At 71.3% G+C, this 22,314-nt stretch carries 23 protein-coding genes, 1 pseudogene and 1 riboswitch; of the genes and pseudogenes, 15 read left to right on the forward strand and 9 right to left on the reverse strand.

What is annotated here, in order from left to right; all coding sequences use genetic code 11:
• Nucleotides 1-41: 41 nt before the first annotated feature.
• On the reverse strand, nt 42-833 hold the full coding sequence (locus ACFC79_RS25815) for a metal-dependent hydrolase (RefSeq protein WP_376244255.1): 792 nt from the start codon (nt 831-833) through the stop codon (nt 42-44).
• 139 nt (nt 834-972) lie between these two features.
• Here ACFC79_RS25815 and ACFC79_RS25820 point away from each other — a divergent pair, with 139 nt between their 5' ends.
• On the forward strand, nt 973-3,486 hold the full coding sequence (locus tag ACFC79_RS25820; RefSeq protein ID WP_376244258.1) for a DEAD/DEAH box helicase: 2,514 nt from the start codon (nt 973-975) through the stop codon (nt 3,484-3,486).
• Between the two features lie 49 nt (nt 3,487-3,535).
• The gene (locus ACFC79_RS25825; protein ID WP_376244260.1) at nt 3,536-4,408 is read left to right on the forward strand and encodes an acyl-CoA thioesterase; all 873 of its coding nucleotides are present in this window, start codon (nt 3,536-3,538) and stop codon (nt 4,406-4,408) included.
• A 22-nt stretch (nt 4,409-4,430) separates the two neighbouring features.
• Here the strand turns inward: ACFC79_RS25825 and ACFC79_RS25830 are convergent, their stop codons facing one another.
• Entirely contained in the window at nt 4,431-4,673 is a 243-nt protein-coding gene (locus tag ACFC79_RS25830) for a DUF6011 domain-containing protein (RefSeq protein WP_376244263.1), read from the reverse strand.
• A 69-nt stretch (nt 4,674-4,742) separates the two neighbouring features.
• Between ACFC79_RS25830 and ACFC79_RS25835 the strand changes: the two genes are divergently transcribed.
• On the forward strand, nt 4,743-5,468 hold the full coding sequence (locus tag ACFC79_RS25835) for a hypothetical protein (protein ID WP_376244266.1): 726 nt from the start codon (nt 4,743-4,745) through the stop codon (nt 5,466-5,468).
• Between the two features lie 18 nt (nt 5,469-5,486).
• On the opposite strand, the gene ACFC79_RS25840 is transcribed toward ACFC79_RS25835, so the two are convergent.
• The gene (locus ACFC79_RS25840; protein WP_376244269.1) at nt 5,487-5,756 is read right to left on the reverse strand and encodes an SHOCT domain-containing protein; all 270 of its coding nucleotides are present in this window, start codon (nt 5,754-5,756) and stop codon (nt 5,487-5,489) included.
• A 155-nt stretch (nt 5,757-5,911) separates the two neighbouring features.
• Complete coding sequence (locus ACFC79_RS25845) at nt 5,912-6,355, reverse strand: DUF6325 family protein (RefSeq protein ID WP_376244272.1); 444 nt, start codon at nt 6,353-6,355, stop codon at nt 5,912-5,914.
• Between the two features lie 539 nt (nt 6,356-6,894).
• Here ACFC79_RS25845 and ACFC79_RS25850 point away from each other — a divergent pair.
• Nucleotides 6,895-7,383 (forward strand): glutathione peroxidase, encoded by a 489-nt coding sequence (locus ACFC79_RS25850; RefSeq protein WP_376244274.1) that lies wholly within the window; start codon nt 6,895-6,897, stop codon nt 7,381-7,383.
• Nucleotides 7,384-7,494: 111 nt separating this feature from the next.
• Here ACFC79_RS25850 and ACFC79_RS25855 read toward each other — a convergent pair whose 3' ends face one another.
• On the reverse strand, nt 7,495-8,721 hold the full coding sequence (locus ACFC79_RS25855) for an acyl-CoA dehydrogenase family protein (protein WP_376244277.1): 1,227 nt from the start codon (nt 8,719-8,721) through the stop codon (nt 7,495-7,497).
• A 180-nt stretch (nt 8,722-8,901) separates the two neighbouring features.
• Between ACFC79_RS25855 and ACFC79_RS25860 the strand changes: the two genes are divergently transcribed.
• Complete coding sequence (locus ACFC79_RS25860; protein WP_376244280.1) at nt 8,902-9,552, forward strand: TetR family transcriptional regulator; 651 nt, start codon at nt 8,902-8,904, stop codon at nt 9,550-9,552.
• A gap of 71 nt (nt 9,553-9,623) precedes the next feature.
• On the opposite strand, the gene def is transcribed toward ACFC79_RS25860, so the two are convergent.
• Nucleotides 9,624-10,169 (reverse strand): peptide deformylase, encoded by a 546-nt coding sequence (gene def / locus ACFC79_RS25865; protein WP_376244283.1) that lies wholly within the window; start codon nt 10,167-10,169, stop codon nt 9,624-9,626.
• 115 nt (nt 10,170-10,284) lie between these two features.
• Here def and ACFC79_RS25870 point away from each other — a divergent pair, with 115 nt between their 5' ends.
• The 5 genes from ACFC79_RS25870 (at nt 10,285) to ACFC79_RS25890 (ending at nt 14,767) form a co-directional block, all read left to right on the forward strand.
• Nucleotides 10,285-11,523 carry a MurT ligase domain-containing protein gene (locus tag ACFC79_RS25870; protein ID WP_376244285.1) on the forward strand — a complete coding sequence of 413 codons (1,239 nt, stop codon included), beginning with the start codon at nt 10,285-10,287 and terminating at the stop codon, nt 11,521-11,523.
• A gap of 34 nt (nt 11,524-11,557) precedes the next feature.
• Nucleotides 11,558-12,286 (forward strand): type 1 glutamine amidotransferase, encoded by a 729-nt coding sequence (locus ACFC79_RS25875; RefSeq protein WP_376244288.1) that lies wholly within the window; start codon nt 11,558-11,560, stop codon nt 12,284-12,286.
• Nucleotides 12,287-12,455: 169 nt separating this feature from the next.
• Entirely contained in the window at nt 12,456-13,481 is a 1,026-nt protein-coding gene (locus tag ACFC79_RS25880; protein WP_376244291.1) for a 6-phosphofructokinase, read from the forward strand.
• A 111-nt stretch (nt 13,482-13,592) separates the two neighbouring features.
• Nucleotides 13,593-14,543, forward strand: a complete 951-nt coding sequence (locus ACFC79_RS25885) for a cytochrome c oxidase assembly protein (RefSeq protein ID WP_376244294.1) — start codon at nt 13,593-13,595, stop codon at nt 14,541-14,543.
• Nucleotides 14,544-14,608: 65 nt separating this feature from the next.
• Nucleotides 14,609-14,767 (forward strand): hypothetical protein, encoded by a 159-nt coding sequence (locus ACFC79_RS25890; RefSeq protein ID WP_376244296.1) that lies wholly within the window; start codon nt 14,609-14,611, stop codon nt 14,765-14,767.
• 92 nt (nt 14,768-14,859) lie between these two features.
• Here the strand turns inward: ACFC79_RS25890 and ACFC79_RS25895 are convergent, their stop codons facing one another.
• Nucleotides 14,860-15,255, reverse strand: coding sequence for an SSI family serine proteinase inhibitor (locus ACFC79_RS25895; protein WP_376244299.1), 396 nt, complete (start codon nt 15,253-15,255; stop codon nt 14,860-14,862).
• Between the two features lie 327 nt (nt 15,256-15,582).
• Here ACFC79_RS25895 and ACFC79_RS25900 point away from each other — a divergent pair.
• Both ACFC79_RS25900 and ACFC79_RS25905 read left to right on the forward strand, forming a co-directional pair.
• Nucleotides 15,583-15,980, forward strand: a pseudogene (locus ACFC79_RS25900) (glycoside hydrolase family 6 protein); the annotation flags it as partial.
• An 85-nt stretch (nt 15,981-16,065) separates the two neighbouring features.
• Nucleotides 16,066-17,115 carry an NAD-dependent epimerase/dehydratase family protein gene (locus tag ACFC79_RS25905; RefSeq protein WP_376244301.1) on the forward strand — a complete coding sequence of 350 codons (1,050 nt, stop codon included), beginning with the start codon at nt 16,066-16,068 and terminating at the stop codon, nt 17,113-17,115.
• Nucleotides 17,116-17,210: 95 nt separating this feature from the next.
• On the opposite strand, the gene ACFC79_RS25910 is transcribed toward ACFC79_RS25905, so the two are convergent.
• Nucleotides 17,211-18,737 (reverse strand): alpha/beta hydrolase, encoded by a 1,527-nt coding sequence (locus tag ACFC79_RS25910; protein WP_376244402.1) that lies wholly within the window; start codon nt 18,735-18,737, stop codon nt 17,211-17,213.
• Nucleotides 18,738-19,164: 427 nt separating this feature from the next.
• Nucleotides 19,165-19,452, reverse strand: a complete 288-nt coding sequence (locus tag ACFC79_RS25915; RefSeq protein WP_376244304.1) for a type II toxin-antitoxin system Phd/YefM family antitoxin — start codon at nt 19,450-19,452, stop codon at nt 19,165-19,167.
• 774 nt (nt 19,453-20,226) lie between these two features.
• On the opposite strand from ACFC79_RS25915, the gene ACFC79_RS25920 reads away from it, so the two are divergent.
• From ACFC79_RS25920 to ACFC79_RS25930, 3 genes are all read left to right on the forward strand, one after another.
• Nucleotides 20,227-20,862, forward strand: a complete 636-nt coding sequence (locus ACFC79_RS25920) for an ATP-dependent Clp protease proteolytic subunit (RefSeq protein ID WP_376244405.1) — start codon at nt 20,227-20,229, stop codon at nt 20,860-20,862.
• Nucleotides 20,849-21,178, forward strand: coding sequence for a hypothetical protein (locus ACFC79_RS25925; RefSeq protein ID WP_376244306.1), 330 nt, complete (start codon nt 20,849-20,851; stop codon nt 21,176-21,178). Before ACFC79_RS25920 ends, ACFC79_RS25925 begins: the two co-directional genes overlap by 14 nt.
• 369 nt (nt 21,179-21,547) lie before the next feature.
• Nucleotides 21,548-21,712: riboswitch (cyclic di-AMP (ydaO/yuaA leader) on the forward strand.
• A gap of 3 nt (nt 21,713-21,715) precedes the next feature.
• Nucleotides 21,716-22,189, forward strand: a complete 474-nt coding sequence (locus ACFC79_RS25930; RefSeq protein WP_376244309.1) for a C40 family peptidase — start codon at nt 21,716-21,718, stop codon at nt 22,187-22,189.
• Nucleotides 22,190-22,314 lie beyond the last annotated feature (125 nt).

A 22,314-nucleotide genomic window follows, 5' to 3' on the forward strand; every position in this document is an offset into this window, starting at 1 on the left:
CGCGGACGGGCGGTCCCCGCGGCCGTCACCGGGCGCCGGGGTCAGTGGACGTTCAGCGCCACCACCCCGCCCAGGCCGCCGAGCACCATGAAGGCGGGCATCAGCACCTTCAGCTCCACCCAGCTGCCGGCCCGGAACCGCATGGCCTTCGGCGGCCCGATCGGGTACCAGCGCTTGCGGCCCACCGGTATCGGCCACAGGATCGGGCAGCCGGAGACGGTCAGCGCGTCGCCGATGTCGTGGACGAGGGCGCCGAGCACGATCGGCAGCCCGAGCCACAGGTATTCCTGTCCGGGATCGGTGAACAGCCAGTTCGATCCGTGCCCCGGCTGGTCCAGGATGCCCGCGAGTGTCCAGGCGCTGGTCGCACCGAGCAGCCACACCAGGACGTCGCTGGACATCCGGGCGGCCCGCCACAGCAGTCCTTCGACGGCCAGCACCAGGTGGACGAAGAGGATTCCCAGGACCGCCCACCGGCCGCCGGTGACTGCCGCGGCGGAGGCCCCGGCACCGATCAGGGCCGCCCACAGCCAGGTGTGCGTGAGAGTCCGGTGGCCGCCGTTCCTGCGCGGGTCGCCGGAACACCGGGTCGCCTTGTAGACGGCGTGCGAGAGCTTGTCGACGATCTCGCAGAGACCCCGGGAGACCGGCCCGAAGGCGCGCGAGATGGTCGCGGACTTGTGGTCGAGGTCCGGGGCGAGCGCGGCCCCCGCGGTGATCAGTGCCCCGACGACGAGCACCGGCCAGGGCATCGCGTGGTCGGTGCCCGCGGCCACCGCCCCCACCCCCAGCCAGGCCGCCGCCCCTGACAGTGAGTGTGCCGGTCCCATCATGGTGCTTCCCGCCCCCGGAGTCGTCCTGCCGCCATGACCGCCCAGGGGCGGCCGAGTTGAGTGGGCAGCGTATCGCCCATGATCTTCATACGGTCGTCCGGTTCCCTCATCCGGGCGGAAGACAGGCAAGATGGGGGGCGTGACCCTTATCGATCAGCTGCCCCCGACCGACGACCCCGACGCCCTCTTCGAGGCATTCTCGTCATGGACCGAGACCCGGGGCATCACCCTCTATCCGGCTCAGGAGGAGGCGCTGATCGAGGTGGTGTCCGGTGCGAACGTGATCCTCTCCACTCCGACCGGCTCCGGGAAGAGCCTGGTCGCGGCGGGTGCGCACTTCACGGCGCTGGCTCAGGACAAGGTCACCTTCTACACCGCGCCGATCAAGGCGCTGGTCTCGGAGAAGTTCTTCGACCTGTGCAAGCTGTTCGGCACGGAGAACGTCGGCATGCTCACCGGCGACGCCTCGGTCAACGCCGACGCCCCGGTGATCTGCTGCACGGCCGAGGTGCTGGCCTCGATCGCGCTGCGTGACGGCAAGTACGCCGACATCGGCCAGGTCGTGATGGACGAGTTCCACTTCTACGCCGAGCCGGACCGCGGATGGGCGTGGCAGATCCCGCTGCTGGAACTGCCACAGGCACAGTTCGTCCTGATGTCGGCCACGCTCGGCGACGTCAGGATGTTCGAGGAGGACCTGACGCGGCGCACCGGCCGCCCCACCTCCGTGATCCGCTCGGCGACCCGGCCGGTCCCGCTCAGCTACGAATACCGGCTGACCCCGATCACCGAGACGCTCACCGAGCTCCTGGACACCCGGCAGTCGCCGGTCTACATCGTGCACTTCACCCAGGCCGCGGCCGTCGAGCGGGCGCAGTCGCTGATGAGCATCAACATGTGCACCAAGGAGGAGAAGGAGAAGATCGCCGATCTGATCGGCAACTTCCGCTTCACCACCAAGTTCGGCAAGAACCTCTCCCGCTACGTCCGGCACGGCATCGGGGTGCACCACGCGGGCATGCTGCCGAAGTACCGGCGCCTGGTGGAGAAGCTCGCCCAGGCGGGTCTGCTGAAGGTGATCTGCGGTACGGACACCCTCGGTGTCGGTGTCAACGTCCCGATCCGCACGGTGCTGTTCACGGCCCTCACCAAGTACGACGGGACCCGCGTGCGCACGCTGCGGGCCCGGGAGTTCCACCAGATCGCGGGCCGCGCCGGGCGGGCCGGTTTCGACACGGCGGGCTTCGTGGTGGCGCAGGCGCCCGAGCACGTCATCGAGAACGAGAAGGCGGTCCGGAAGGCCGGCGACGATCCCAAGAAGAAGCGGAAGGTGGTCCGCAAGAAGGCGCCCGAAGGCTTCGTCGCCTGGTCGGAGACCACCTTCGACAAGCTGATCCAGTCCGATCCGGAGCCGTTGACCTCCCGGTTCCGGGTCACCCACACCATGCTGCTGTCCGTGATCGCGCGTCCCGGCAACGCCTTCGAGGCGATGCGGCGTCTGCTGGAGGACAACCACGAGCCGCGCCGGGCACAGCTGCGGCACATCCGCAGGGCGATCGCGATCTACCGCTCGCTGCTGGACGGCGGTGTGGTGGAGCGGCTCGACGAGCCGGACGCCGAGGGCCGCATCGTCCGGCTCACCGTCGATCTCCAGCAGGACTTCGCGCTCAACCAGCCACTGTCCACCTTCGCGCTTGCCGCGTTCGATCTGCTGGACCCCGAGTCCCCCTCGTACGCGCTGGACATGGTCTCGGTCGTCGAGTCGACGCTCGACGACCCGCGCCAGATCCTCGCGGCGCAGCAGAACAAGGCGCGCGGCGAGGCGGTCGGGCAGATGAAGGCGGACGGTGTCGAGTACGAGGAGCGGATGGAGCTGCTCCAGGAGGTCACGTACCCGAAGCCGCTGAGCGAGCTGCTGTGGCACGCGTACGACGTCTACCGCCGGAGCCACCCGTGGGTCGGCGACCACCCGGTGTCGCCGAAGTCCGTGATCCGGGACATGTACGAACGCGCCATGACGTTCACGGAGTTCACCTCCCACTACGAGCTGGCCCGGACCGAGGGCATCGTGCTGCGCTACCTCGCGAGCGCGTACAAGGCGCTGGAGCACACCATCCCCGACGATCTCAAGTCCGAGGACCTCCAGGACCTGATCGCCTGGCTCGGCGAGATGGTGCGCCAGGTGGACTCCAGCCTGCTCGACGAGTGGGAGCAGCTCGCCAACCCGGAGCTGGAGACCGCCGAGGAGGCCCAGGAGAAGGCCGACGAGGTGAAGCCGGTCACGGCCAACGCCCGCGCCTTCCGGGTGCTGGTGCGCAACGCGATGTTCCGCCGGGTCGAGCTGGCCGCGCTGGACAGGGTCGCCGAACTGGGCGAGCTGGACGGCGAGTCCGGCTGGGACGAGGACGCCTGGGGCGAGGCGATGGACGCGTACTGGGACGAGTACGAGGAGCTGGGCACCGGTCCGGACGCCCGTGGGCCGAAGCTGCTGAAGATCGACGAGGACGCCGCGCACGGAATGTGGCGGGTCCGGCAGACGTTCGCCGATCCGAACGGCGACCACGACTGGGGCATCGGCGCGGAGATCGATCTGGCCGCCTCCGACGAGGAGGGCCGGGCCGTCGTCCGGGTCACTTCCGTCGGTCAGCTGTGAGGGCGTACGCCGTGGGGGCGGCGCCGTTGCGAGAGTGGAGACGAACCGCATGACGAACCCCGCCGAACGCCTTGTCGACCTGCTCGACCTGGAGCGGATCGAGGTCGACATCTTCCGGGGCCGCAGCCCCCAGGAGTCGCTGCAGCGCGTGTTCGGCGGGCAGGTGGCCGGGCAGGCGCTGGTCGCGGCCGGCCGGACCACCGACGGGGACCGGCCGGTGCATTCGCTGCACGCGTACTTCCTGCGTCCGGGGCGTCCGGGGGTGCCGATCGTCTACCAGGTGGAGCGCATCAGGGACGGCCGGTCGTTCACCACGCGCAGGGTCACGGCCGTCCAGCAGGGGCGGACGATCTTCAGCCTGACTGCCTCGTTCCACCGGCCGGAGGAGGCGGGTTTCGAGCATCAGCTGCCGCCCGCGCGGGAGGTTCCCGGCCCCGAGGAACTGCCGACCGTGGCCGACGAGGTGCGGGAGCACCTCGGGGTGCTGCCGGAGGCGCTGGAGCGGATGGCCCGCCGCCAGCCCTTCGACATCCGGTACGTCGACCGGCTGCGCTGGACGCGGGACGAGGTGCGGGGCGCGGACCCGCGCAGCGCGGTCTGGATGCGCGCGGTCGGGCCGCTGGGTGACGATCCGCTGGTCCATACCTGCGCGTTGACGTATGCCAGTGACATGACGCTGCTCGACGCGGTCCGCATTCCGGTCGAGCCGCTGTGGGGTCCGCGTGGTTTCGACATGGCCTCGCTGGATCACGCCATGTGGTTTCACCAGCCGTTCCGGGCGGACGAGTGGTTCCTCTACGACCAGGAGTCGCCGATCGCAACCGGTGGGCGCGGCCTGGCGCGGGGCCGGATCTACGACCGCGCGGGCAAGCTGCTGGTGTCGGTGGTGCAGGAGGGGCTGTTCCGGAGCCTGAAGGGGTAACCGGCCATCGGTGCGGATGCCCTCAGATTCCGGGCAGCGGGTCCTGTTCGACCTCATGGCGGCGGGTGGGGATGTCCGGCGGCGCCGGATGGAGTTTGGCGTCGCAGGCGGGGCCGAGGCCGGTGCGGCGCGACTCCGTCCCGGTGAGCGGGCGACCGCACAGGCGGCAGCGCACCGTCGGCCGCCGGGGCGTCCGGTCGTCGGGCGAGTCGTCCTCGTACCCGTCCCCGGGGTCCGGGTCGAAGAGGGAGTCGGCGGGGTCCATCCGACGATCGTCTCAGGTCGGCCGTCTACTCGGCGACTGCCGAACAGCGCACGACGGAGGAGTTCACGGGTGGGCAGCGTACTGACACTGGCGGCGGTACCCCGGCCGGACGGCACCGGGCGGGGGCGGCAGGGCGCGAGGTCCGAGCCGGAGGCCGTGCCGGGCGCGGTCGCGCCCGTCGGCCATGTGATCGAGTTCGCCGACGCGCCCGGTGGCGAGTCGCGCGTGGTCGCCCATGTGGAGCGTGAGCTGCCGCCCGGCGGCATACCCGCCTATCTGGCGGCCCGCAAGACCGGGGCGCGTTCCTTCGTCCTGTGGGCCGGCCCCGAACGCCGGGCGCGCATCGCCACCCTGTCCACGGCGTCCGCGGCGGACGGGGTCGTCACCTATCAGGTGTGGGGCGCGCAGGGCGAGCTCATCGGCACGTTCGTCCGCGAGAAGGCCCTCGCCGGCAAGGGGCTGCGGACCCGGTGGACGGTCGCCCAGCAGGGGTGCCCCGAGGCGGTGGGGTTCAAGGGCCGGATCTGCTGGTGGTATGTGTGGTGGCTGCTGTTCCCCGTCCAGGTGGCCATCGGCGTGGGCAGTGTGCTGACCGGCGACGGCGACGCGGCGCGCGGGCCGCGGCGCGTCATCTGGCGGGCGGGCCGGGACGTCCCGCTGGAGTTCCGGTCGTCGGACGACGAGATCCATGCCCATGCGCCGTGGGTCGACTGGCGCCTCGCCGCCGCCCTGGTGGCGCTGGTCCGCAGCTTCGACGGCTGGCTGGGCACCCCGTGGGACGACAAGAGCCGGTGAGCGCCGGCCCGGGGCCGGTCAGGAGGCGAGAAGGCCGGCCTTCTGGGCCTCGAACTCGCTTTCGGACAGCACGCCCCGGCTCCTGAGATCGCCGAGTTCCTTGAGATGGGCGATCTTGTTGCTCATCTCCTCCTCCGGCGCGAGCGTGGTGGGGTGCGGCGCGGCCGCGGCGGCCTCGTCCTGCCGCGCCCAGCGGCCCGTCTGGCGCCGGGACACCCGGTCGGAGACGGCGGTGGGCGTGTCGGTGGCCTCCGCCGTACGGGCGACGTCGCGAAGCAGACCTGGCATGGTGCATCTCCTTTGACTGGCTCCGCGGGGCGGGGCCGGCTCTGCGGGGCGGGGACGGACCGGCCGGGCCCGCCGGGAAACCGTTCGGCGCGGGACGGGGCGTGCCCGCCGGGGCCGTCCGTCCGGTGCTGCCGGGCTCCGTCGGCCCGACCGGTTCAGACCTCGGCCTCGGCCGCATCGAGCGAGGCCAGGAGTTCCTGGACCGGGATGCGCCCGTCGGCAACGACGCGTCCGCCCGAACGGCGCAGGGCGGCCGCGAACGGGCCCGCCCACACGTTCTCGTAGACGAGGATCGCGGCGGTGCTTCCCGGTTCGAGAACCGCACTCGCCTCGCCGATGTCGTCGCGGTCGAGCAGCCCCGACGAGGCCCCTTCGAACACGGCGAGGCCGGTGCCGCCGTCGCCGGTCAGTTCGGAGAGTTCCACGCCTTCGACCGTGCCGTCCGGGTGTTTCCTGACGAAGGCAAGGTCCAGGACCCGGATGATGCCCCGGTCGACCAGGTCGACCAGCAGGGGCAGTCCCTCCCCCGTCCGGCTCCCCGCCGGGAACTCCACCACCAGGTAGTCGATCGGTCCCGTCTCGTCGCTCGCGCCGCTCATGCCGGCTCCTCGCCGTCTCGACCCGCCCCGGTCCGCCGGGGCCGTGCCTTCGCCATTGCAGCAGCGGGCGGGGCGGAACGCATCTCGGTCGTGGATGCGGCGGGTGCGCGGGCCGGTTGCTCCATCGGGCGGACTGCGCGGGCCCGACGGCTCGGTTCGGCGAGCCGTCCGCGGCCGGTCCCGTGCTGCCTCGGACGGTGGTCGCGCGGGGCGGGTCCGGGCCCGGAAGGCTCCGCGTCCGCGGCCGCGCGACCACGGCGGAGGGGCGGGCACCGGGGCACGTCACGTCGGCACGGTTGGGGCCCCGCCGCCGACGCTCCGCCCGCGCGAGCTCGTACCGCTCCCCTGCGTCGGCACCCGTCCCCTTCCCGAACGGCGAAGGAGAACGCCGCTCCGGAGAACCGCCCGGTGCCGCCGTCGGGCAACGTGCCGCTGGCCTGCCGTCCGACGGGCGCGGGCGGCCGGGCGTTCGAGTTCGTGCCGATCAACACGCGGGCAGGACAATGGCTGTTGGAAGCCACCCTCACAAGGAGCACTTCATGGCGCTGTACGACATCCCCCTGCGCACCCTCTCCGGCGAGCCCACATCCCTGGCCGACTACCGCGGCCGCGCCGTCCTGTTGGTGAACGTCGCGTCCCAGTGCGGGCTCACCCCGCAGTACGCGGGGCTGGAGCGGCTCCAGAAGACGTACGCGGACCGCGGCTTCACCGTTCTCGGGGTGCCCTGCAACCAGTTCGCCGGGCAGGAGCCGGGCAGTGCGGAGGAGATCCGTACGTTCTGCTCGACGACGTACGGGGTCACCTTCCCGCTGCTGGAGAAGACCGACGTGAACGGCGAGGGGCGCCACCCGCTCTACGCCGAGCTGACCGGCCTGGCGGACGCGGACGGCGAGGCCGGTGACGTGCAGTGGAACTTCGAGAAGTTCCTCATCTCGTCGACCGGCGAGCCGGTCGCCCGGCTGCGGCCCGGCACGGATCCGGAGTCCCCGGAGCTCGTCGCCGCCATCGAGGCGCAACTGCCCGCCTGACCGGTCGCGCGGTCGGCGCCGCGCCGCGGTCGTGCCGGGGGTCGCAACGGCCCCGGCGCGACCCGGCTTCCGGACGGGATGCCGGTACCGGGGCCGACGCCCCGCACCGCGTCAGCGGATCTGCATGCCCGAGAGGGTGCGGGCGATCACCAGGCGCTGGATCTCGCTCGTGCCCTCGAAGATGGTGTAGATCGCGGCGTCCCGGTGCATCCGCTCCACCGGGTACTCGCGCGTGAAGCCGTTGCCGCCGAGGATCTGCACGGCCTGGGCGGTGACCTTCTTCGCCGTCTCGCTCGCGTACAGCTTGGACATGGAGCCCTCGGCCGCCGTGAACGGCTTGCCGGTGGTGGCCATCCAGGAGGCGCGCCAGACCAGCAGCCGGGCCGCGTCGATCTGCGTGCGCATGTCCGCCAGTTGGAAGGCGACGCCCTGGTTGTCGATGATCGGCCGGCCGAACTGGGTGCGGGTCATGGCGTAGTCGAGCGCTACCTCGTACGCGGCGCGGGCGGTGCCGACCGCCATGGCGCCGACCGCGGGCCGGGATGCCTCGAAGGTGGCCATCGCCGCGTTCTTCACCCGCTCGCCGCCGGAAGTGGCGCGCTCCCGTGCCCTGGCCAGGCGCTGGTCGAGCTTCTCCTTGCCGCCGAGCAGGCAGTGGCCGGGAATCCGCACGTCCTCCAGCACGACCTCGGCAGTGTGCGAGGCACGGATGCCGTGCTTCTTGAACTTCTGTCCCTGGGAGAGGCCGGGCGTGTTCGGCGGCACGATGAACGAGGCGTGCCCCTTGGACCCGAGCTCCGGATCGACCACGGCGACGACGACGTGGACGTTGGCTATGCCGCCGTTGGTGGCCCAGGTCTTGGTGCCGTTGAGCACCCACTCGTCCTTCGCCCCGTCGTACACGGCGCGCGTGCGCATCGAGGCGACGTCGGAGCCGGCATCCGGCTCGGAGGAGCAGAAGGCCGCGACCTTGACATCGTCGGCGTCGCCGTACATCTGCGGGATCCAGGTACCGATCTGTTCCTCGGTGCCGTTGGCGAGGACGCCCACGGCCGCCAGGCCCGTGCCGACGATCGACAGCGCGATGCCCGCGTCGCCCCAGAACAGTTCCTCCATCGCCATCGGGATGCCGAGCCCCGTCGGGTCGAAGAACTGCTGGGCGTAGAAGTCGAGGGAGTAGATTCCGACCTTGGCGGCCTCCTGGATGACGGGCCAGGGCGTCTCCTCGCGCTCGTCCCACTCCGAGGCCGCCGGACGGATCACATCCGCGGCGAAGCCGTGGAGCCAGTCACGGACCTGCTTCTGGTCGTCGTTGAGTTCGAGCGTGAACTCGGCCATCGTCCCCTCCAGGTACTGCCTTGAAAAACCACGAGTTACTTGCGGTAACAGCAGTCTGTTACCGACAAGTAGCCCATGTCAACCGGCCCGGCACCGACCCGCGCACCACGCGGGCAGGGTGTTACGTTGCGCAGGCAGGACGCACGGGCACGCGTACGGGCAGTGGCGGGGAGAGGCGACATGGACACCACACAACAGGCCGAACGGCAGCGGACGGCGGCCGAGAACCGCCGCCGCGAACTGCTGGAGGCCGCCGACCGCGTGGTGCTCAGGGACGGGCCGGGCGCCTCGATGAACGCCATCGCGGCGGAGGCCGGAATCACCAAGCCCATCCTCTACCGGCACTTCGGCGACAAGGGCGGCCTCTACCGAGCTCTCGCCAAGCGCCACACCGACGCCCTGCTGACCGCGCTGCGCGCCGCGCTCGACGCACCCGCCGAACGCCGCCGCCGGGTGGAATCCACGCTCGACACCTACCTCGCGGCGATCGAGGCCCGGCCGCAGGTCTACCGCTTCCTGATGCATCCGTCCGACGATTCGGCGCACTCGGCCGAGCAGGGCTTCGACGTCGGACGGCACTCCGCCCCACTGCTCCGGCGACTGGGCGAGGAACTCGCCGCGGTGATCGCCGAGCGGGTGGACCCGGGTCCGGACGGCGAGGCCGCGGCCCGCATCTGGGGGCACGGCATCGTCGGCATGATGCACGCCGCGGGCGACTGGTGGCTCGGTGAACGCCCTTGCTCCCGCGAGCAGTTGGTGCGCAACCTGGCGGATCTGCTGTGGGGCAGGCTGGCCGCCGCCGACGACCGGCCGGGCGGGCCGGGGTTCTGACGCGCGCTCCGAGGGCGGCGCCGTCCGACCGGAGGCCGGACCGGATGCGCCGGGCCGGGCGCCCCGCGCACTCAGCCGCTGCGCCCCCAGGGTGCCCGGCGGGCCGCCCGCAGTGCCCTGGTCCGACGCAGCCCCGTGAGCCGGTCCGTGTAGACACTGCCCTCCAGGTGATCGCACTCGTGCTGGAGGCAGCGGGCGAAGAACCCGGTTCCGATGATCCGGACCGTCTCGCCCGCGACGGTCGTGCCCTCGACGACGGCCCGGTCGAAGCGCGGGGTGCCGGCCTCGATGCCGGGGAGCGAGAGACAGCCCTCCGGCCCGCGCACGACGACCCCGTCCGCCTCGACGAGTTCGGGATTGACGAGGTGGCCGAGGTGCCGGACGTCCTCGTCGTCCGGGCAGTCGTACACGAACACCCGCAGCGGGACTCCGATCTGATTGGCCGCGAGTCCCACACCGCCTGCCGCGTACATGGTGGCGTACATGTCCTCGACGAGACGGGCGAGCGAGGGGCCGAAGTCCGTGACCGGTTCGCAGGCGCCGTGCAGCACCGGATCACCGAGCAGACTCATGGCGCGAATCAGGCCGGAACTGCCGGGGATCGGGCGGTTTCGCATGGCGGCCATCGTACGTTCCCGAGGCCCCCGCACCGTCCCGGAGGTGCCGCGGTGCGGTCGCCCCGCCGGACATCGATAGGCTGGGCGTGGACCGATGCAAGGAGGATCTAGGACGATGGCAGGCAACACGGAGCCGCTGTCGCCGCGGGCCAAGCTGGCCGTGACGGCGGGTAAGGCCGCGGCGGCGGTGTCGCGCGCCGCGGGGCGCGGCAGCGGATCGGTGATCGGCGGCCGGGTGGCGCTCAAGCTCGACCCCGACCTGCTGGGGCGGCTGGCGCAACACCTGGACGTGATCCTCGTGTCGGCGACGAACGGCAAGACGACGACGACCCGGCTGATCGCCGAGGCGCTGCGCGCGGCGGGCCCGGTCGTGTCCAACGCGCTCGGCGCGAACATGCCGGCGGGCATCACGTCCGCCCTGGCGGGCGGCTCGGACGCGCAGTACGGCGTGATAGAGGTCGACGAGAAGTACCTCGCGGGGGTCGCCCGCGACACGACGCCCAAGGTGATCGCGCTGCTCAACCTCTCCCGGGACCAGCTGGACCGTGCCGCGGAGACCCGGATGCTCGCCGAGAAGTGGCGCGAGGGGCTGTCCGGCTCGAAGGCCGTGATCGTCGCGAACGCCGACGACCCGCTGATCGTCTGGGCGGCGTCCTCCTCCCCCAATGTGGTGTGGGTGGCGGCGGGCCAGGCGTGGAAGGACGACGCCTGGTCGTGCCCGTCCTGCGGCGGTGTGATGCAGCGCCCCGGTGACGACTGGTTCTGCGGCGAGTGCGGATTCCGCCGCCCCGCGCCCAGCTGGGTCCTGCACGGCGACTACGTCCTGGACCCGCACGGCTCCGCCTGGCCGATCCACCTCCAGCTGCCCGGCCGTGCCAACAAGGCGAACGCGGCCACCTCCGCCGCCGTGGCCGCCGTCTTCGGCGTGCCGCCGCAGGTCGCGCTGGAACGCATGTACCAGGTGCAGGCCGTCGCGGGCCGCTACGACGTGGTGGCCTTCCTCAACCGCGAACTGCGGCTGTTGCTGGCGAAGAACCCGGCGGGGTGGCTGGAGACGTTCTCGCTGATCGACCCGCCGCCCACCCCGGTGATCCTCTCCGTCAACGCCCGGGGCGCGGACGGCACGGACACCTCGTGGCTCTGGGACGTGGACTACACGCAGCTGGCCGGCCACCCGATCTTCGTGCTCGGCGACCGCAAGCTCGACCTCGCGGTCCGTCTCGAGGTCGCCGGGCTCGACTTCCGGGTCTGCGAGAGCCTCGACGAGGCAGTGCAGCAGGCCCCGCCCGGCCGCATCGAGGTCATCGCCAACTACACCGCCTTCCAGGACCTGCGCCGTCGTGTCGGCAACTGACCCCGGCCCCGGCCCCCTCCGGAGAGGACGAAGCATGAGCAACAACGGTCTGCGTGTCGTCTGGGTCTACCCGGACCTTCTCAGCACCTACGGCGACCAGGGCAACGTCCTGGTGGTCGAGCGCCGGGCCCGGCAGCGCGGTCTCGACGTGCAGCGCGTCGACGTCCGCAGCGACCAGCCGATCCCGACGTCCGGCGATATCTACCTGGTCGGGGGCGGCGAGGACCGTCCGCAGCGGCTCGCCGCGGAACGGCTGCGCCGCGACGGCGGGCTGAGCCGGGCAGCGTCCAACGGCGCGATCATCTTCTCGGTCTGTGCCGGGTACCAGATCCTCGGCCACGAGTTCATCAACGACCTCGGCGAGCGCGAGCCCGGTCTCGGCCTGCTCGACGTGGTCTCCACCAGGGGCGAGGGCGCCCGGTGCGTCGGCGACGTGCTCGCGGACATCGACCCGCGGCTCGGCCTGCCGCCGCTGACCGGCTTCGAGAACCACCAGGGCGTCACCCATCTCGGACCCACGGCACGCCCGTTCGCCCGGGTGCAGTTCGGCCGGGGCAACGGCACCGGCGACGGCACCGAGGGCGCGTACAACGACACCGTCTTCGGCACGTACATGCACGGTCCCGTGATGGCCCGGAACCCGCTGATCGCGGACCTGCTGCTGAAGCTGGCCCTGGACGTGAACGCGCTGCCGCCGACCGACGACCGCTGGTACGAGGCGCTGCGTGCCGAACGCATCGCCTCGGCGACCCAGCCCGCCTGACGAGAGGCGCCGCACGGCCCGCACGATGAGACGTTTTCCGCTCATCCGAGCGGCGTCCAGCAGGCGGACACACGGTTCGGCCCCGCCACCCCACGCCGGTAGGGTGGCGGGGATCCAACCGGACGACGGGGTCCGGTCGTCGGCCCACGTTGCAAAGGTTTTCCGGGCAATGCGAATTGGTGTACTCACCTCCGGCGGCGACTGCCCCGGCCTGAACGCCGTCATCCGCTCCGTCGTGCATCGCGCCGTGGTCGACCACGGCGACGAGGTCATCGGCTTCCACGACGGGTGGAAGGGGCTCCTGGAGTGCGACTACCGCAAGCTCGACCTCGACGCGGTGGCCGGCATCCTCGCCCGCGGCGGCACGATCCTCGGCTCCTCCCGGGTCCAGCCCGCCCATCTGCGCGGCGGTGTCGAACGGGCGAGGGGCCATGTCGCCGATCTCGGTCTCGACGTGATCATCCCGATCGGCGGCGAGGGCACGCTGAAGGCGGCCCATCTGCTGTCCGAGGCGGGGCTGCCCATCGTCGGGGTGCCGAAGACCATCGACAACGACATCGCGGCCACCGACGTGACCTTCGGCTTCGACACCGCCGTCGGTGTCGCCACCGAGGCACTCGACCGGCTGAAGACCACCGCCGAATCGCACCAGCGGGTGCTGATCGTCGAGGTGATGGGCCGCCACACCGGCTGGATCGCCCTGCACTCGGGCATGGCGGCGGGCGCGCACGCCATCGTCGTGCCGGAGCGCCCCTTCGACATCGACGAACTGACCGCGGTGGTCGGCGAGCGCTTCTCGGCCGGCAAGAAGTTCGCGATCGTCGTCGTCGCGGAGGGTGCCAAGCCGCGTGAGGGCTCCATGCAGTTCCAGCAGGGGACGAAGGACATCTACGGGCACGAACGGTTCGCCGGTGTGGCGACGCAGCTCTCCACCGAACTGGAGCGGCGCCTGGGCAAGGAGGCCCGCCCGGTGATCCTCGGCCACGTCCAGCGCGGTGGCACCCCGACGGCGTACGACCGTGTTCTCGCCACCCGTTTCGGCTGGCACGCGGTGGAGGCGGCGCACCGCGGCGAGTTCGGCCGGATGACGGCGCTGCGGGGCACGGACATCGCTCTGGTGCCGCTGGCGCGCGCGGTGGAGACGCTGAAGACCGTCCCCGCCGAGCGGTACGCCGAGGCCGAGTGCGTACTCTGAGGGCTCCTGGCTCGGACGAACCGCCCCCGGTCGCAGTCGCGGTCGGGGGCGGTTCTACTCTGGTCGGGACAACCGGCACGAATCGGGGATGTCCCCAGCGGGAGTGAACAGATGGATCACAGCGGGCACGGCATGAACATGGACCTGCCGCCGTTCACGCTGGGACGGGGGCTCCAGTTCTCCGCGGACCCGTTCTTCCTGATCGGCTGCATCCTCGCACTCGCCCTGTACGGGTACGGCGTGCTGCGGCTGCGCGGGCGCGGCGACTCCTGGCCGGTCGGCCGCACGGTCTTCTTCGTGGTCGGCGTCCTGAGCATCGCCCTGGTGATGTGCACCAAGCTCAACGACTACGGCATGGTCATGTTCAGCGTGCACATGGTGCAGCACATGGTGATCAGCATGCTGTCGCCGATCCTGCTGCTGCTGGGCGCCCCGGTGACCCTGGCATTGCGTGCGCTCCCGGTCGCGGGCCGCGGCCGCAAGGGTCCGCGCGAGCTGCTGCTCATGCTGCTGCACAGCCGGTACATGAGGGTCATCACGCACCCGGTGTTCACGATCCCGATGTTCATCGCCAGTCTGTACGCGCTGTACTTCACCCCGCTGTTCGACTTCCTGATGGGTTCGATGACCGGACACATCGCGATGATGGTCCACTTCCTCGCGGTCGGCCTGGTGTTCTTCTGGCCGATCATGGGCGTGGACCCGGGGCCGCACCGGCCCGGCTACGTGATGCGGATGCTGGAGCTGTTCGCGGGGATGCCGTTCCACGCCTTCTTCGGCATCGCGCTGATGATGGCCTCCACGCCGATGGTGGGGACCTACCAGCACCCGCCGGCCTCGCTCGGCATCGACGCGCTGAGCGACCAGAACTGGGCGGGCGGCATCGCCTGGGCGTTCAGTGAGATTCCGTCCGTCCTGGTGCTGATCGCACTGGTCTTCCAGTGGTACCGCTCCGAGCAGCGGACGGCGAAGCGGTCCGACCGTGCCGCCGAACGCGACGGCGACCAGGAGCTTCAGGCGTACAACGCCTACCTCGCCTCATTGCAGGCGCGCGGGCAGTAGCGGTGGACCCCTCCCCGGGGTGACGATGGCACCCACGGCCGTGTGGCCGGTGAGGAGGGTGCGGCATGTCCGGGTCCACGAAAACCATGGGCGTGATCACCGTGGCGGCCCTGGTGGCGGTCACCGCCTACACGGTGGCACTAGGGAGCAGCGGCTGGCTCTGGTTCGGCTGGGTGGTGCTCGGCCTGATCACCCTGGGCATGGCGGCGACGCGCCAGTCCTGAGCCGGGGGCGTGTGCCGTCCGACGGCGGCAGTGCGGTCCGGGACGGGTCGGGACGCCTGTGACGGCGCATTCCGGGACCGTCCCGGGCCGCCTCAGAACCGGAAGACCGGCCCGGTTCTCGCGTCCATCTCGCAGGCGTTGGGGAACGTCCGGTGCCAGGCGACGGGGCGCCCGCGCCAGGTGCCGGTGGCCGCGGCCGTCACCGGGGCGAACTCCTTGGTGCACAGGTGCGGGTCACCGGGCAGCGCGTCGAGGTCGCCGTCCGCCGCCGAGAGGTCCGCGCAGGCGGCGGCCGCATGGGGATGGTGGGTGTCCGGTGCGGGCGGGCAGACGAGTTCGACGCCGCGGATCCAGGTGTGGTCGCCGCCCGACACGGTGAGCCGGAGGCGGCTTTCCGGTCCCGGCTCCCCGGGCCGTTCGGCCGCGGCGGGGGTCGCGGCGGCGAGGGTGAGCAGCGTGGCGGCGGCGAGTACGGTGCGCGGGCGCATGGGGCTTGTCCTGTCACTCGGCGGAACGGGCGTCCTCGAACGGACCGGCACGAACCCGGTGGTCCGGATGCCGGCCGTACCCGGCCGTACGCGGACCCCGCATCGTGATCGCCGGGTCCACCCGGGGCAAGCAGCCGCGCCGCCGCCACCGCTTCCGGGGCGGCCGCCACGTCCGACCGGACCATCCGGACAGGATGCCCCCGACCGGCCAGGGACCGGTACCTCCGCTCCCCTCACCACGCCGGTCCGGCAGGCGATGGAAGCGGCCACGCTTCAAGCATTGGCAGGTACGCGCCACAGCGCCACTGTGGGATCGCTCCCACAACGCTGATCGACACGGCCCGCAACGGCTGGGGTGGTCCGGCGGCCCACCGGGGCCGGCCCGCCGACCGGGGTGGACGCCTACGTCGACGGGGCCGCGTCGGTCGGCGCATCCACGCGGGCAACCGGTGCATCCGGAGCGGCGCGGGCATCGGCGAGCGGCCCACCACCACCCCCCGAACCCGGGATCGACGCCCACGTGTGGGCGGAAGCCGCCGGGCGGGTCGGACGGCAGCAGCCAGGCCGTAGACAACGACGAGGGCAAGGGATTCGACCGGATGTGCGACCCCACGTACACCGGCAACGGCCACAACCTGACCGGCGTCCTGCCGAACTCCCCGCTCGCGGCCCACTGTCCTCCGCGACGGTGCCGGGGCGGGGCGGGGCGGGCGGAAATCCCGTGAGTTCCCGGCAGCATGACGCCGACGGCGAATCCGCGCTCGGTGAACTTCACTGTCGCGGGGGGCCGTTCCCGCCTAGCGTGCCCTCATGAACAGGGGACACGCATGGGTCATGGGAGCGACGGGACAGATCGGCCGAGTGGCTGTGCAGGCACTCGCCGAGGACGGCTGGGAGGTGACGGCCGCCTCACGCGGCGGCGGCAGGGACGCACGGTGGGACGACACGGTACGCACGGCGGCTGTCGACCGGAACGAGGAAGGGGCGCTCGCGGCGGCACTGGGCGACGGCTGCGACGTACTGGTCGACATGGTGGCCTACGGCGGGGATCACGCACGGCAGCTGACAGGTCTCGCGGACCGGATCGGTTCCGCGGTGGTCATCTCCAGCGGCGCGGTCTACGAGGACGACCGCGGGCGCGGCTTCGACACGCAGGACGAGCCCGACGGCGCTCCGCGCTACCCCGTGCCAATCCCGGAGACCCAGCGCACCGTGGCGCCGGGTGACACCACGTACGCGACACGGAAGGTGCACCTGGAGCGGGATCTGTTGGCGGCGGCGGACACGCTTCCGGTGACGTTGTTGCGGGCCGGGGCGATTCACGGACCCCACTGCCGCACGCCCCGGGAGCTCTACTTCGTGAAGCGGCTCCTGGACGGCCGGACACGACGGGTGCTCGCCTTCGGGGGCGCGTCCCGCTTCCATCCGGTCCATGTCTCCAACCTGGCCGAGCTGATCCGGCTGTCCGCCCGGCAGCCGGGTTCACGGGTGCTCAACGGTGGGGACCCGCAGGCGCCGACGGTCGCGGAGATCGGCGAGGCCGTCGACGCGGTCCTCGGCCGACGGACCGAGACCGTACTTATGGCGGGCGCGCCCGGGGAGGACGAGGTCGGCTCCACCCCGTGGAGCATCGCCCATCCCGTCGTGTACGACATGACGGCCGCCGAGCGCGAGCTCGGGTACCGGCCGGTGACGGACTACGCGGATTCGCTCCCGGAGACCGTGGAGTGGCTCGCCGGCCAACTGGACGGCAGGGACTGGACCGAGGCGTTTCCGGCCATGCTCCGGGCTTATGGACAGCAGTTGTTCGACTACGCGGCCGAGGACGCCTGGCTGGAGTCGTACGACCGGAAGGGCTGAGGGGAATCCGCGGGCGATGCCGGGCGGCCGGTGGTCCTCGACCACCGGCCGCCCGGGCCGGGCCGCTCGCGAGCGGTCCGGCCGTGCTGGTGCCGCTACGGCTTCGGGGTGGCGTGCGGGGCGCAGGTCACGTCGCCGCGGTCGGTCCTGCCGGTGAGCAGGTAGGTGTCCACCCGCTCGTTGATGCAGGGGTTCGCCAGGCCGGTGACCCCGTGCGAGCCGGCGTCCCGTTCGGTGATCAGGCGCGAGCCCTTGAAGCGCTTGTGCAGTTCCACGGCACCCTGGTACGGGGTGGCTGCGTCCCGCTCCGACTGCACGATCAGTACCGGCGGCAGGTCCCTGCCGGACTTCACCTGCACCGGGGTGTGCTGCTTGGTGGGCCAGGTCGCACAGGGCAGGTTCATCCAGGCGTTGGCCCAGGTCATGAACGGATGGTCGCGGTGCAGCCGGGTGTTGTCGCGGTCCCATGTGCGCCAATTGGTGGGCCACTTGGCATCGGCGCACTCGACCGCCGTGTACACGGCGTTGCCGTTCTCCGAGGCGATGTTCCCCGCGGTGTCCGACATGTCCGGGCCCGCCGCGTCGACGAGAGCCTGGGTGTCGCCGCTCCGGTAGTCGCTCCAGATCCGGGCGACGGGCGCCCAGGAGGAGTCGTAGTAGGGCGCGCTCTGGAAGAAGCCGATGAGTTCGGCGGGGCCGACGACGCCGCCGATCGGATTCTTCTTGGCGGCGGCGCGGAGCGTCAGCCACTCCTGCTCGACCTTCTCGGGGGTGTCGCCGATGTGGAAGACGGAGTCGTTCTTCGCGACCCATGCCTTCCAGTCGTCCCAGCGTGACTGGAAGGCGACATCCTGGTTGAGGTTGGCCTGGTACCAGATGTTGTCCCGCGCCGGATCGACGACGCTGTCGACGACCATGCGGCGGACGTGGGAGGGGAAGAGCGTGCCGTAGACGGCTCCCAGGTAGGTGCCGTAGGAGACGCCCAGGTAGTTGAGCTTCTTCTCGCCGAGGGCGGCCCGGATGACGTCCAGGTCGCGTGCGGTGTTCGGCGTGGTCATGTGCGGCAGCATGTCGCCGCTGCGTTCGGCGCAGCCGTCCGCGTACTCGGCGGCGAGTTTGCGCTGGGCGTACTTGTCGGCCTCGGAACCGGGTACGGGGTCGGCCTTGGGGGCCTTGACGTACTCCTGCGGGTCGACGCAGGAGATCGGCGCGGAGTGCCCGACGCCGCGCGGGTCGAACCCCACGAAGTCGTATGCCTTCGCCGTGTTCGTCCAGAGCGGGTTCTTGTTGGTGATCCGGGTCGGGAACCGCAGACCCGATCCGCCGGGGCCGCCGGGGTTGTAGATCAGGGCCCCCTGCCGCTCGCTCTTCGTTCCGGTGCTGACGTGCCGGTCGACGGCTATGCGGATCTGACGGCCGTCGGGCCGCGCGTAGTCGAGCGGAACGGTCACCCAGCCGCACTGGATCGGCGTGGCCAGGGCCCAGTCGGCCGGACAGTCCTTCCAGTCGACACCCGCCCTGGCCGCCCGGGCGGCGGCCAATTCGACACCACGGGCTTCGGAACCGCGGTGGTGGCCTTCGGCGGTGGCCGTAGGCGCTGCCACCGCGCCCGATATGAGCATGCCTGCCACCAGAGCACCGGCCGAGCCGAGAGCTGCTGTGCGTCTCACGTGGAACCTCCCCCACGCCTGGAGCACCACCGACGGCGGCGCGATTCGTCCAGGACCTCCGCGGATCTTGGCGGCTGTGAGGCCCCTGGGAACAGGCCACGCACCAGCTTCTTTACCGAATCGATAGCCGGACGGCCGTGTCCCCCACGTGACGCTCAGCGCGCCGAGACGCCTACCGGGCCTTCAGCCGCACGGTCGCGCACGCGACGCGGCAGCCCCGTGGCGGGACCGATCGGCAGCGTTCCACGTGGGGGCACGCACAAGCCGGTGCCGCACGCGTGGATGGAACACTCCCGCCTGACGCACGCCCCCTGCGGGTCCCCTCCGGCACCGCGGGGCGGCGGCCCCCACCGCACCGCGCCCCGTCGACGCGGTCCGCTCAGCTGCCCGGCTCGCGGTGGCGGGTGTGCTCCGCCGCGATGCCGAAGCGTCCCCGTTCGCCGGGGGTGGACACCGCGGAACCGATCGAGGAGACCGAGCTGATCACCTGCTCCTCGGAGACCTCCGCGCCGTCGTCCTCCAGCCGTTCCAGGTCGGCGGCCGAGACGAGCGCCACGAGCGGCTTGCCGTGCCGCGTCACGACCACTCGCTCGCCGCCGTAGACGACACGGTTGATCAGTTCGGCGAGTTCAGCTCGGGCTTGCGTCACCGGAATCTCGTAGGCCATGCTCCCTAGCCTATGTAATGTCCGCCTGGACCGCCGTGGTCCGTGGCGACAGCGAATATCCAGGTCAGAGGCTTTCGCATGCTCCCGCGGGCTCTCGTTTCGAGAGATGCGCGAGTCGACGTCACACGAAGAGTTCTCCGGTCGCCCTGCACCTCGGCCGGTCTCGGCGGAAATCGACGCCTCATGTGACGGTACCGAAGTACGGTTTCGACGATCCGGCTCCGAGCGGGCCGGCCGGCCCGGACGATGTGCGGGCCGCCCGGGTCGAGGCGGGCTCCCCGCTCCTGCACCGCATATACGTCGACCACCTCGGCCAACCGCTCACGACTCGCCACCCGCGCGAGACCGCGTACTCCCCGCAGCGGAGGCCGGAGCTGCGGAAGGTCCGCCTCCCACGACGCGCGCCACCCGTGCCTCACGTTTCTCGCCGTCAACGGTGTACCGGACGTCACCCTCGACGCATGATCCGGGCATGCCGACGCCGACTCCACCCAGCCGGTCCGCGTCCGCCCGAGCCCCGAGGACCTCCGTAGCGCCTAAGCGCTCCGCTCCGTTCCGGTGAGGGCGAAGCAACCTGACGACCGAGGCCGTCGTATCAGATCGTGAGGTTTCCTCTCTCAGCGAACTGCGGAAATGCCCACCGACCTGGGCATTTCAGTGGATCTCCCGACCATGCCACCCCCTAGAGATTCTGTACGTCCTGTACATTTTTCACAGGCGTCCGAGGCGGGCTCGGCATGAGCCCGCGCAGATCCAGGAAAGGCATCACCCATGCTGTTCCGTCCCACCGCCCGTTACGTGCTGCCCGAGTTCACCGAGCGCACGGCCACCGGGACCCGCACCCTCGACCCGTATTCCAAGCTGCTGGCCGAGCGGATCGTCTTTCTCGGCACCGAGGTCGACGACACCGCGGCCAACGACCTGATCGCCCAGTTCATGTACCTGGAACACACCGCGCCCGACCGGCCCGTGTCCCTCTACATCAACTCCCCCGGCGGCTCGTTCACCGCAATGTCCGCCATCCACGACACGATGGAGTACCTGACCTGCGAGGTGGAGACCTACTGCCTCGGGCAGGCCGGCTCGCACGCGGCCCTCCTGCTCGCCGCGGGCGCACCCGGACGACGCCACATGCTGCCCGGAGCCCGGGTGGTCGTGCGCCAGCCGGAACTCACCGAGCCCGTACAGGGGCAGCCCTCGGATCTGGAGATCGAGGCACGGGAGCTGGAACGGGTCCGCGGGACGCTCGTGGCGCTGCTGGCCCGCCACACGGGCCGCGACGCCGACCGGATCGCCGACGAGATCGAACGCGACCTCGTGCTGGACGCGCCGGCCGCGAAGGCGTACGGCCTCGTGGACCACGTCCTGGAGAACCGGAATTCATCATTCCCCTCGCATGGCTCCCGGTGAGGGCGGCGTGCTGCCGCCCGATGTGCCGCCGCTGCCCGCGCTGACGCGCGCGGAGGGGGAGTTCATCGACCGCTACCTCGAAGTCCTCGACCAACTGGGCCGGATCAATCCCGCCCGTGGCGGCGACACCTACGGGGCCCTGCGCGCCGCCCAGGCGCTGGCCTCCCGGGCGGGCGGGCTGCGGGACGCCCTGGCGTTGATGCACGAACGCGGCGAGTCGCGGATTCACGCCGGAACCCTGGCCCGGGCGCTGCGCGTCCTGGACGGGGAACGGCGAGCCGGGCGCGTCACCCTGCCGCCGCCTCCACCGAGTTGATCGCCGGACCATCGGCGGCCCCGTGGAGGCGGCCGCCGACTCCCCCATGCGACACGCCCGACCATTAAGCCGATTTTCCTACTCCTTCAGCGTAGAAAACGCGCTTCGCGGACAGGATTTCGAGTTGCGCCCGCTGTGACGCAAAAGAAGAAAATCTACCGTTTCACCCCTGGTACGCGACCGGTCCGAGCGGGCGGAGAGACGCCCGAAAGCGCCTGCTCCACTCGAACGGGCCAGTCGTGAGGACTCTCACATATCATCATTTCAGCTCGGAAATCCGACTGTCGGTGCGTCAAGATCCCTGGGACGACAAGCCCCCGCCACCGCGGCGGGGCGGTCCGGGCGGACGCCGAGTCCTGCCGCCGCGCGGATGACTGGTCGACAGAAGTGGATCGGCAGGAGTGGAGGACCCGAGCACAACGGGTCGACCGGACGAACGGTCGACCCTCGGGGTGAAGCCGCCGTGTGCGGCCGGGCAACTTCGCCAGCCCGAACCCGACAGGTCATCCTTCACAGGCGGCTGACGAAGGGTTGCGCATGACTGCGCAGGTTCATGTCCCGTCTCTGCTCGCCCGGGCCGGTACGGCCTCGGTTCTCACCCTGGCCGCCGTCGGGGGCACCATGCTCGCGCCGGGTGCCGCCACCGAGGCCCAGGCGGCCGCACCGTCGCTGAAGGCGCTCAATGTCGCCGCGTCGAAGAAGGGGGCGCCGTACCGGTGGGGGGCCACCGGCCCCTCCCGGTTCGACTGCTCGGGGCTGACGGTCTACTCGTTCAAGAAGGCGGGGAAGAAGCTCCCCCGCACGGCGCAGCAGCAGTACAACAAGACCCGCCACATCTCGGCCTCGCACCGGCAACGCGGCGATCTGGTCTTCTTCCACTCCGGCCGCAGCGTCTACCACGTGGGGATCTACGCCGGGCACAACAAGATCTGGCACTCGCCGAGGACCGGTGCGGTGGTGCGGCTGGAGAAGATCTGGGCGAGGAGCGTCTACTACGGACGCGTCCGCTGACGCCCGTCCGGTGGTCCGGGGCCGGCCGGCCCCCCCCCCCCCGGGGGGAGACCCCCCAAGGCCCCCCCGCGGCCGCCGCGACACCCGCGAGCCCCCCCCCCGGGCCGGCCCGCGGCCCAGGACAA

The organism is Streptomyces sp. NPDC056061 (genome assembly GCF_042266885.1).
Lineage (GTDB): Bacteria > Actinomycetota > Actinomycetes > Streptomycetales > Streptomycetaceae > Streptomyces.

What these genes read in the sequence shown, in the direction of transcription:
- ACFC79_RS25890 (WP_376244296.1), top strand. Translation starts at nt 14,609, where the DNA reads ATGTCCGGGTCCACGAAAACCATGGGCGTGATCACCGTGGCGGCCCTG.
- ACFC79_RS25880 (WP_376244291.1), top strand. Translation starts at nt 12,456, where the DNA reads ATGCGAATTGGTGTACTCACCTCCGGCGGCGACTGCCCCGGCCTGAAC.
- ACFC79_RS25830 (WP_376244263.1), bottom strand. Translation starts at nt 4,673, where the DNA reads ATGGACCCCGCCGACTCCCTCTTCGACCCGGACCCCGGGGACGGGTAC.
- ACFC79_RS25910 (WP_376244402.1), bottom strand. Translation starts at nt 18,737, where the DNA reads ATGCTCATATCGGGCGCGGTGGCAGCGCCTACGGCCACCGCCGAAGGC.
- ACFC79_RS25875 (WP_376244288.1), top strand. Translation starts at nt 11,558, where the DNA reads ATGAGCAACAACGGTCTGCGTGTCGTCTGGGTCTACCCGGACCTTCTC.
- ACFC79_RS25825 (WP_376244260.1), top strand. Translation starts at nt 3,536, where the DNA reads ATGACGAACCCCGCCGAACGCCTTGTCGACCTGCTCGACCTGGAGCGG.
- ACFC79_RS25930 (WP_376244309.1), top strand. Translation starts at nt 21,716, where the DNA reads ATGACTGCGCAGGTTCATGTCCCGTCTCTGCTCGCCCGGGCCGGTACG.
- ACFC79_RS25925 (WP_376244306.1), top strand. Translation starts at nt 20,849, where the DNA reads ATGGCTCCCGGTGAGGGCGGCGTGCTGCCGCCCGATGTGCCGCCGCTG.
- ACFC79_RS25860 (WP_376244280.1), top strand. Translation starts at nt 8,902, where the DNA reads ATGGACACCACACAACAGGCCGAACGGCAGCGGACGGCGGCCGAGAAC.
- ACFC79_RS25870 (WP_376244285.1), top strand. Translation starts at nt 10,285, where the DNA reads ATGGCAGGCAACACGGAGCCGCTGTCGCCGCGGGCCAAGCTGGCCGTG.
- def (WP_376244283.1), bottom strand. Translation starts at nt 10,169, where the DNA reads ATGCGAAACCGCCCGATCCCCGGCAGTTCCGGCCTGATTCGCGCCATG.
- ACFC79_RS25915 (WP_376244304.1), bottom strand. Translation starts at nt 19,452, where the DNA reads ATGGCCTACGAGATTCCGGTGACGCAAGCCCGAGCTGAACTCGCCGAA.
- ACFC79_RS25840 (WP_376244269.1), bottom strand. Translation starts at nt 5,756, where the DNA reads ATGCCAGGTCTGCTTCGCGACGTCGCCCGTACGGCGGAGGCCACCGAC.
- ACFC79_RS25815 (WP_376244255.1), bottom strand. Translation starts at nt 833, where the DNA reads ATGATGGGACCGGCACACTCACTGTCAGGGGCGGCGGCCTGGCTGGGG.
- ACFC79_RS25850 (WP_376244274.1), top strand. Translation starts at nt 6,895, where the DNA reads ATGGCGCTGTACGACATCCCCCTGCGCACCCTCTCCGGCGAGCCCACA.
- ACFC79_RS25895 (WP_376244299.1), bottom strand. Translation starts at nt 15,255, where the DNA reads ATGCGCCCGCGCACCGTACTCGCCGCCGCCACGCTGCTCACCCTCGCC.
- ACFC79_RS25855 (WP_376244277.1), bottom strand. Translation starts at nt 8,721, where the DNA reads ATGGCCGAGTTCACGCTCGAACTCAACGACGACCAGAAGCAGGTCCGT.
- ACFC79_RS25845 (WP_376244272.1), bottom strand. Translation starts at nt 6,355, where the DNA reads ATGAGCGGCGCGAGCGACGAGACGGGACCGATCGACTACCTGGTGGTG.
- ACFC79_RS25905 (WP_376244301.1), top strand. Translation starts at nt 16,066, where the DNA reads ATGAACAGGGGACACGCATGGGTCATGGGAGCGACGGGACAGATCGGC.
- ACFC79_RS25885 (WP_376244294.1), top strand. Translation starts at nt 13,593, where the DNA reads ATGGATCACAGCGGGCACGGCATGAACATGGACCTGCCGCCGTTCACG.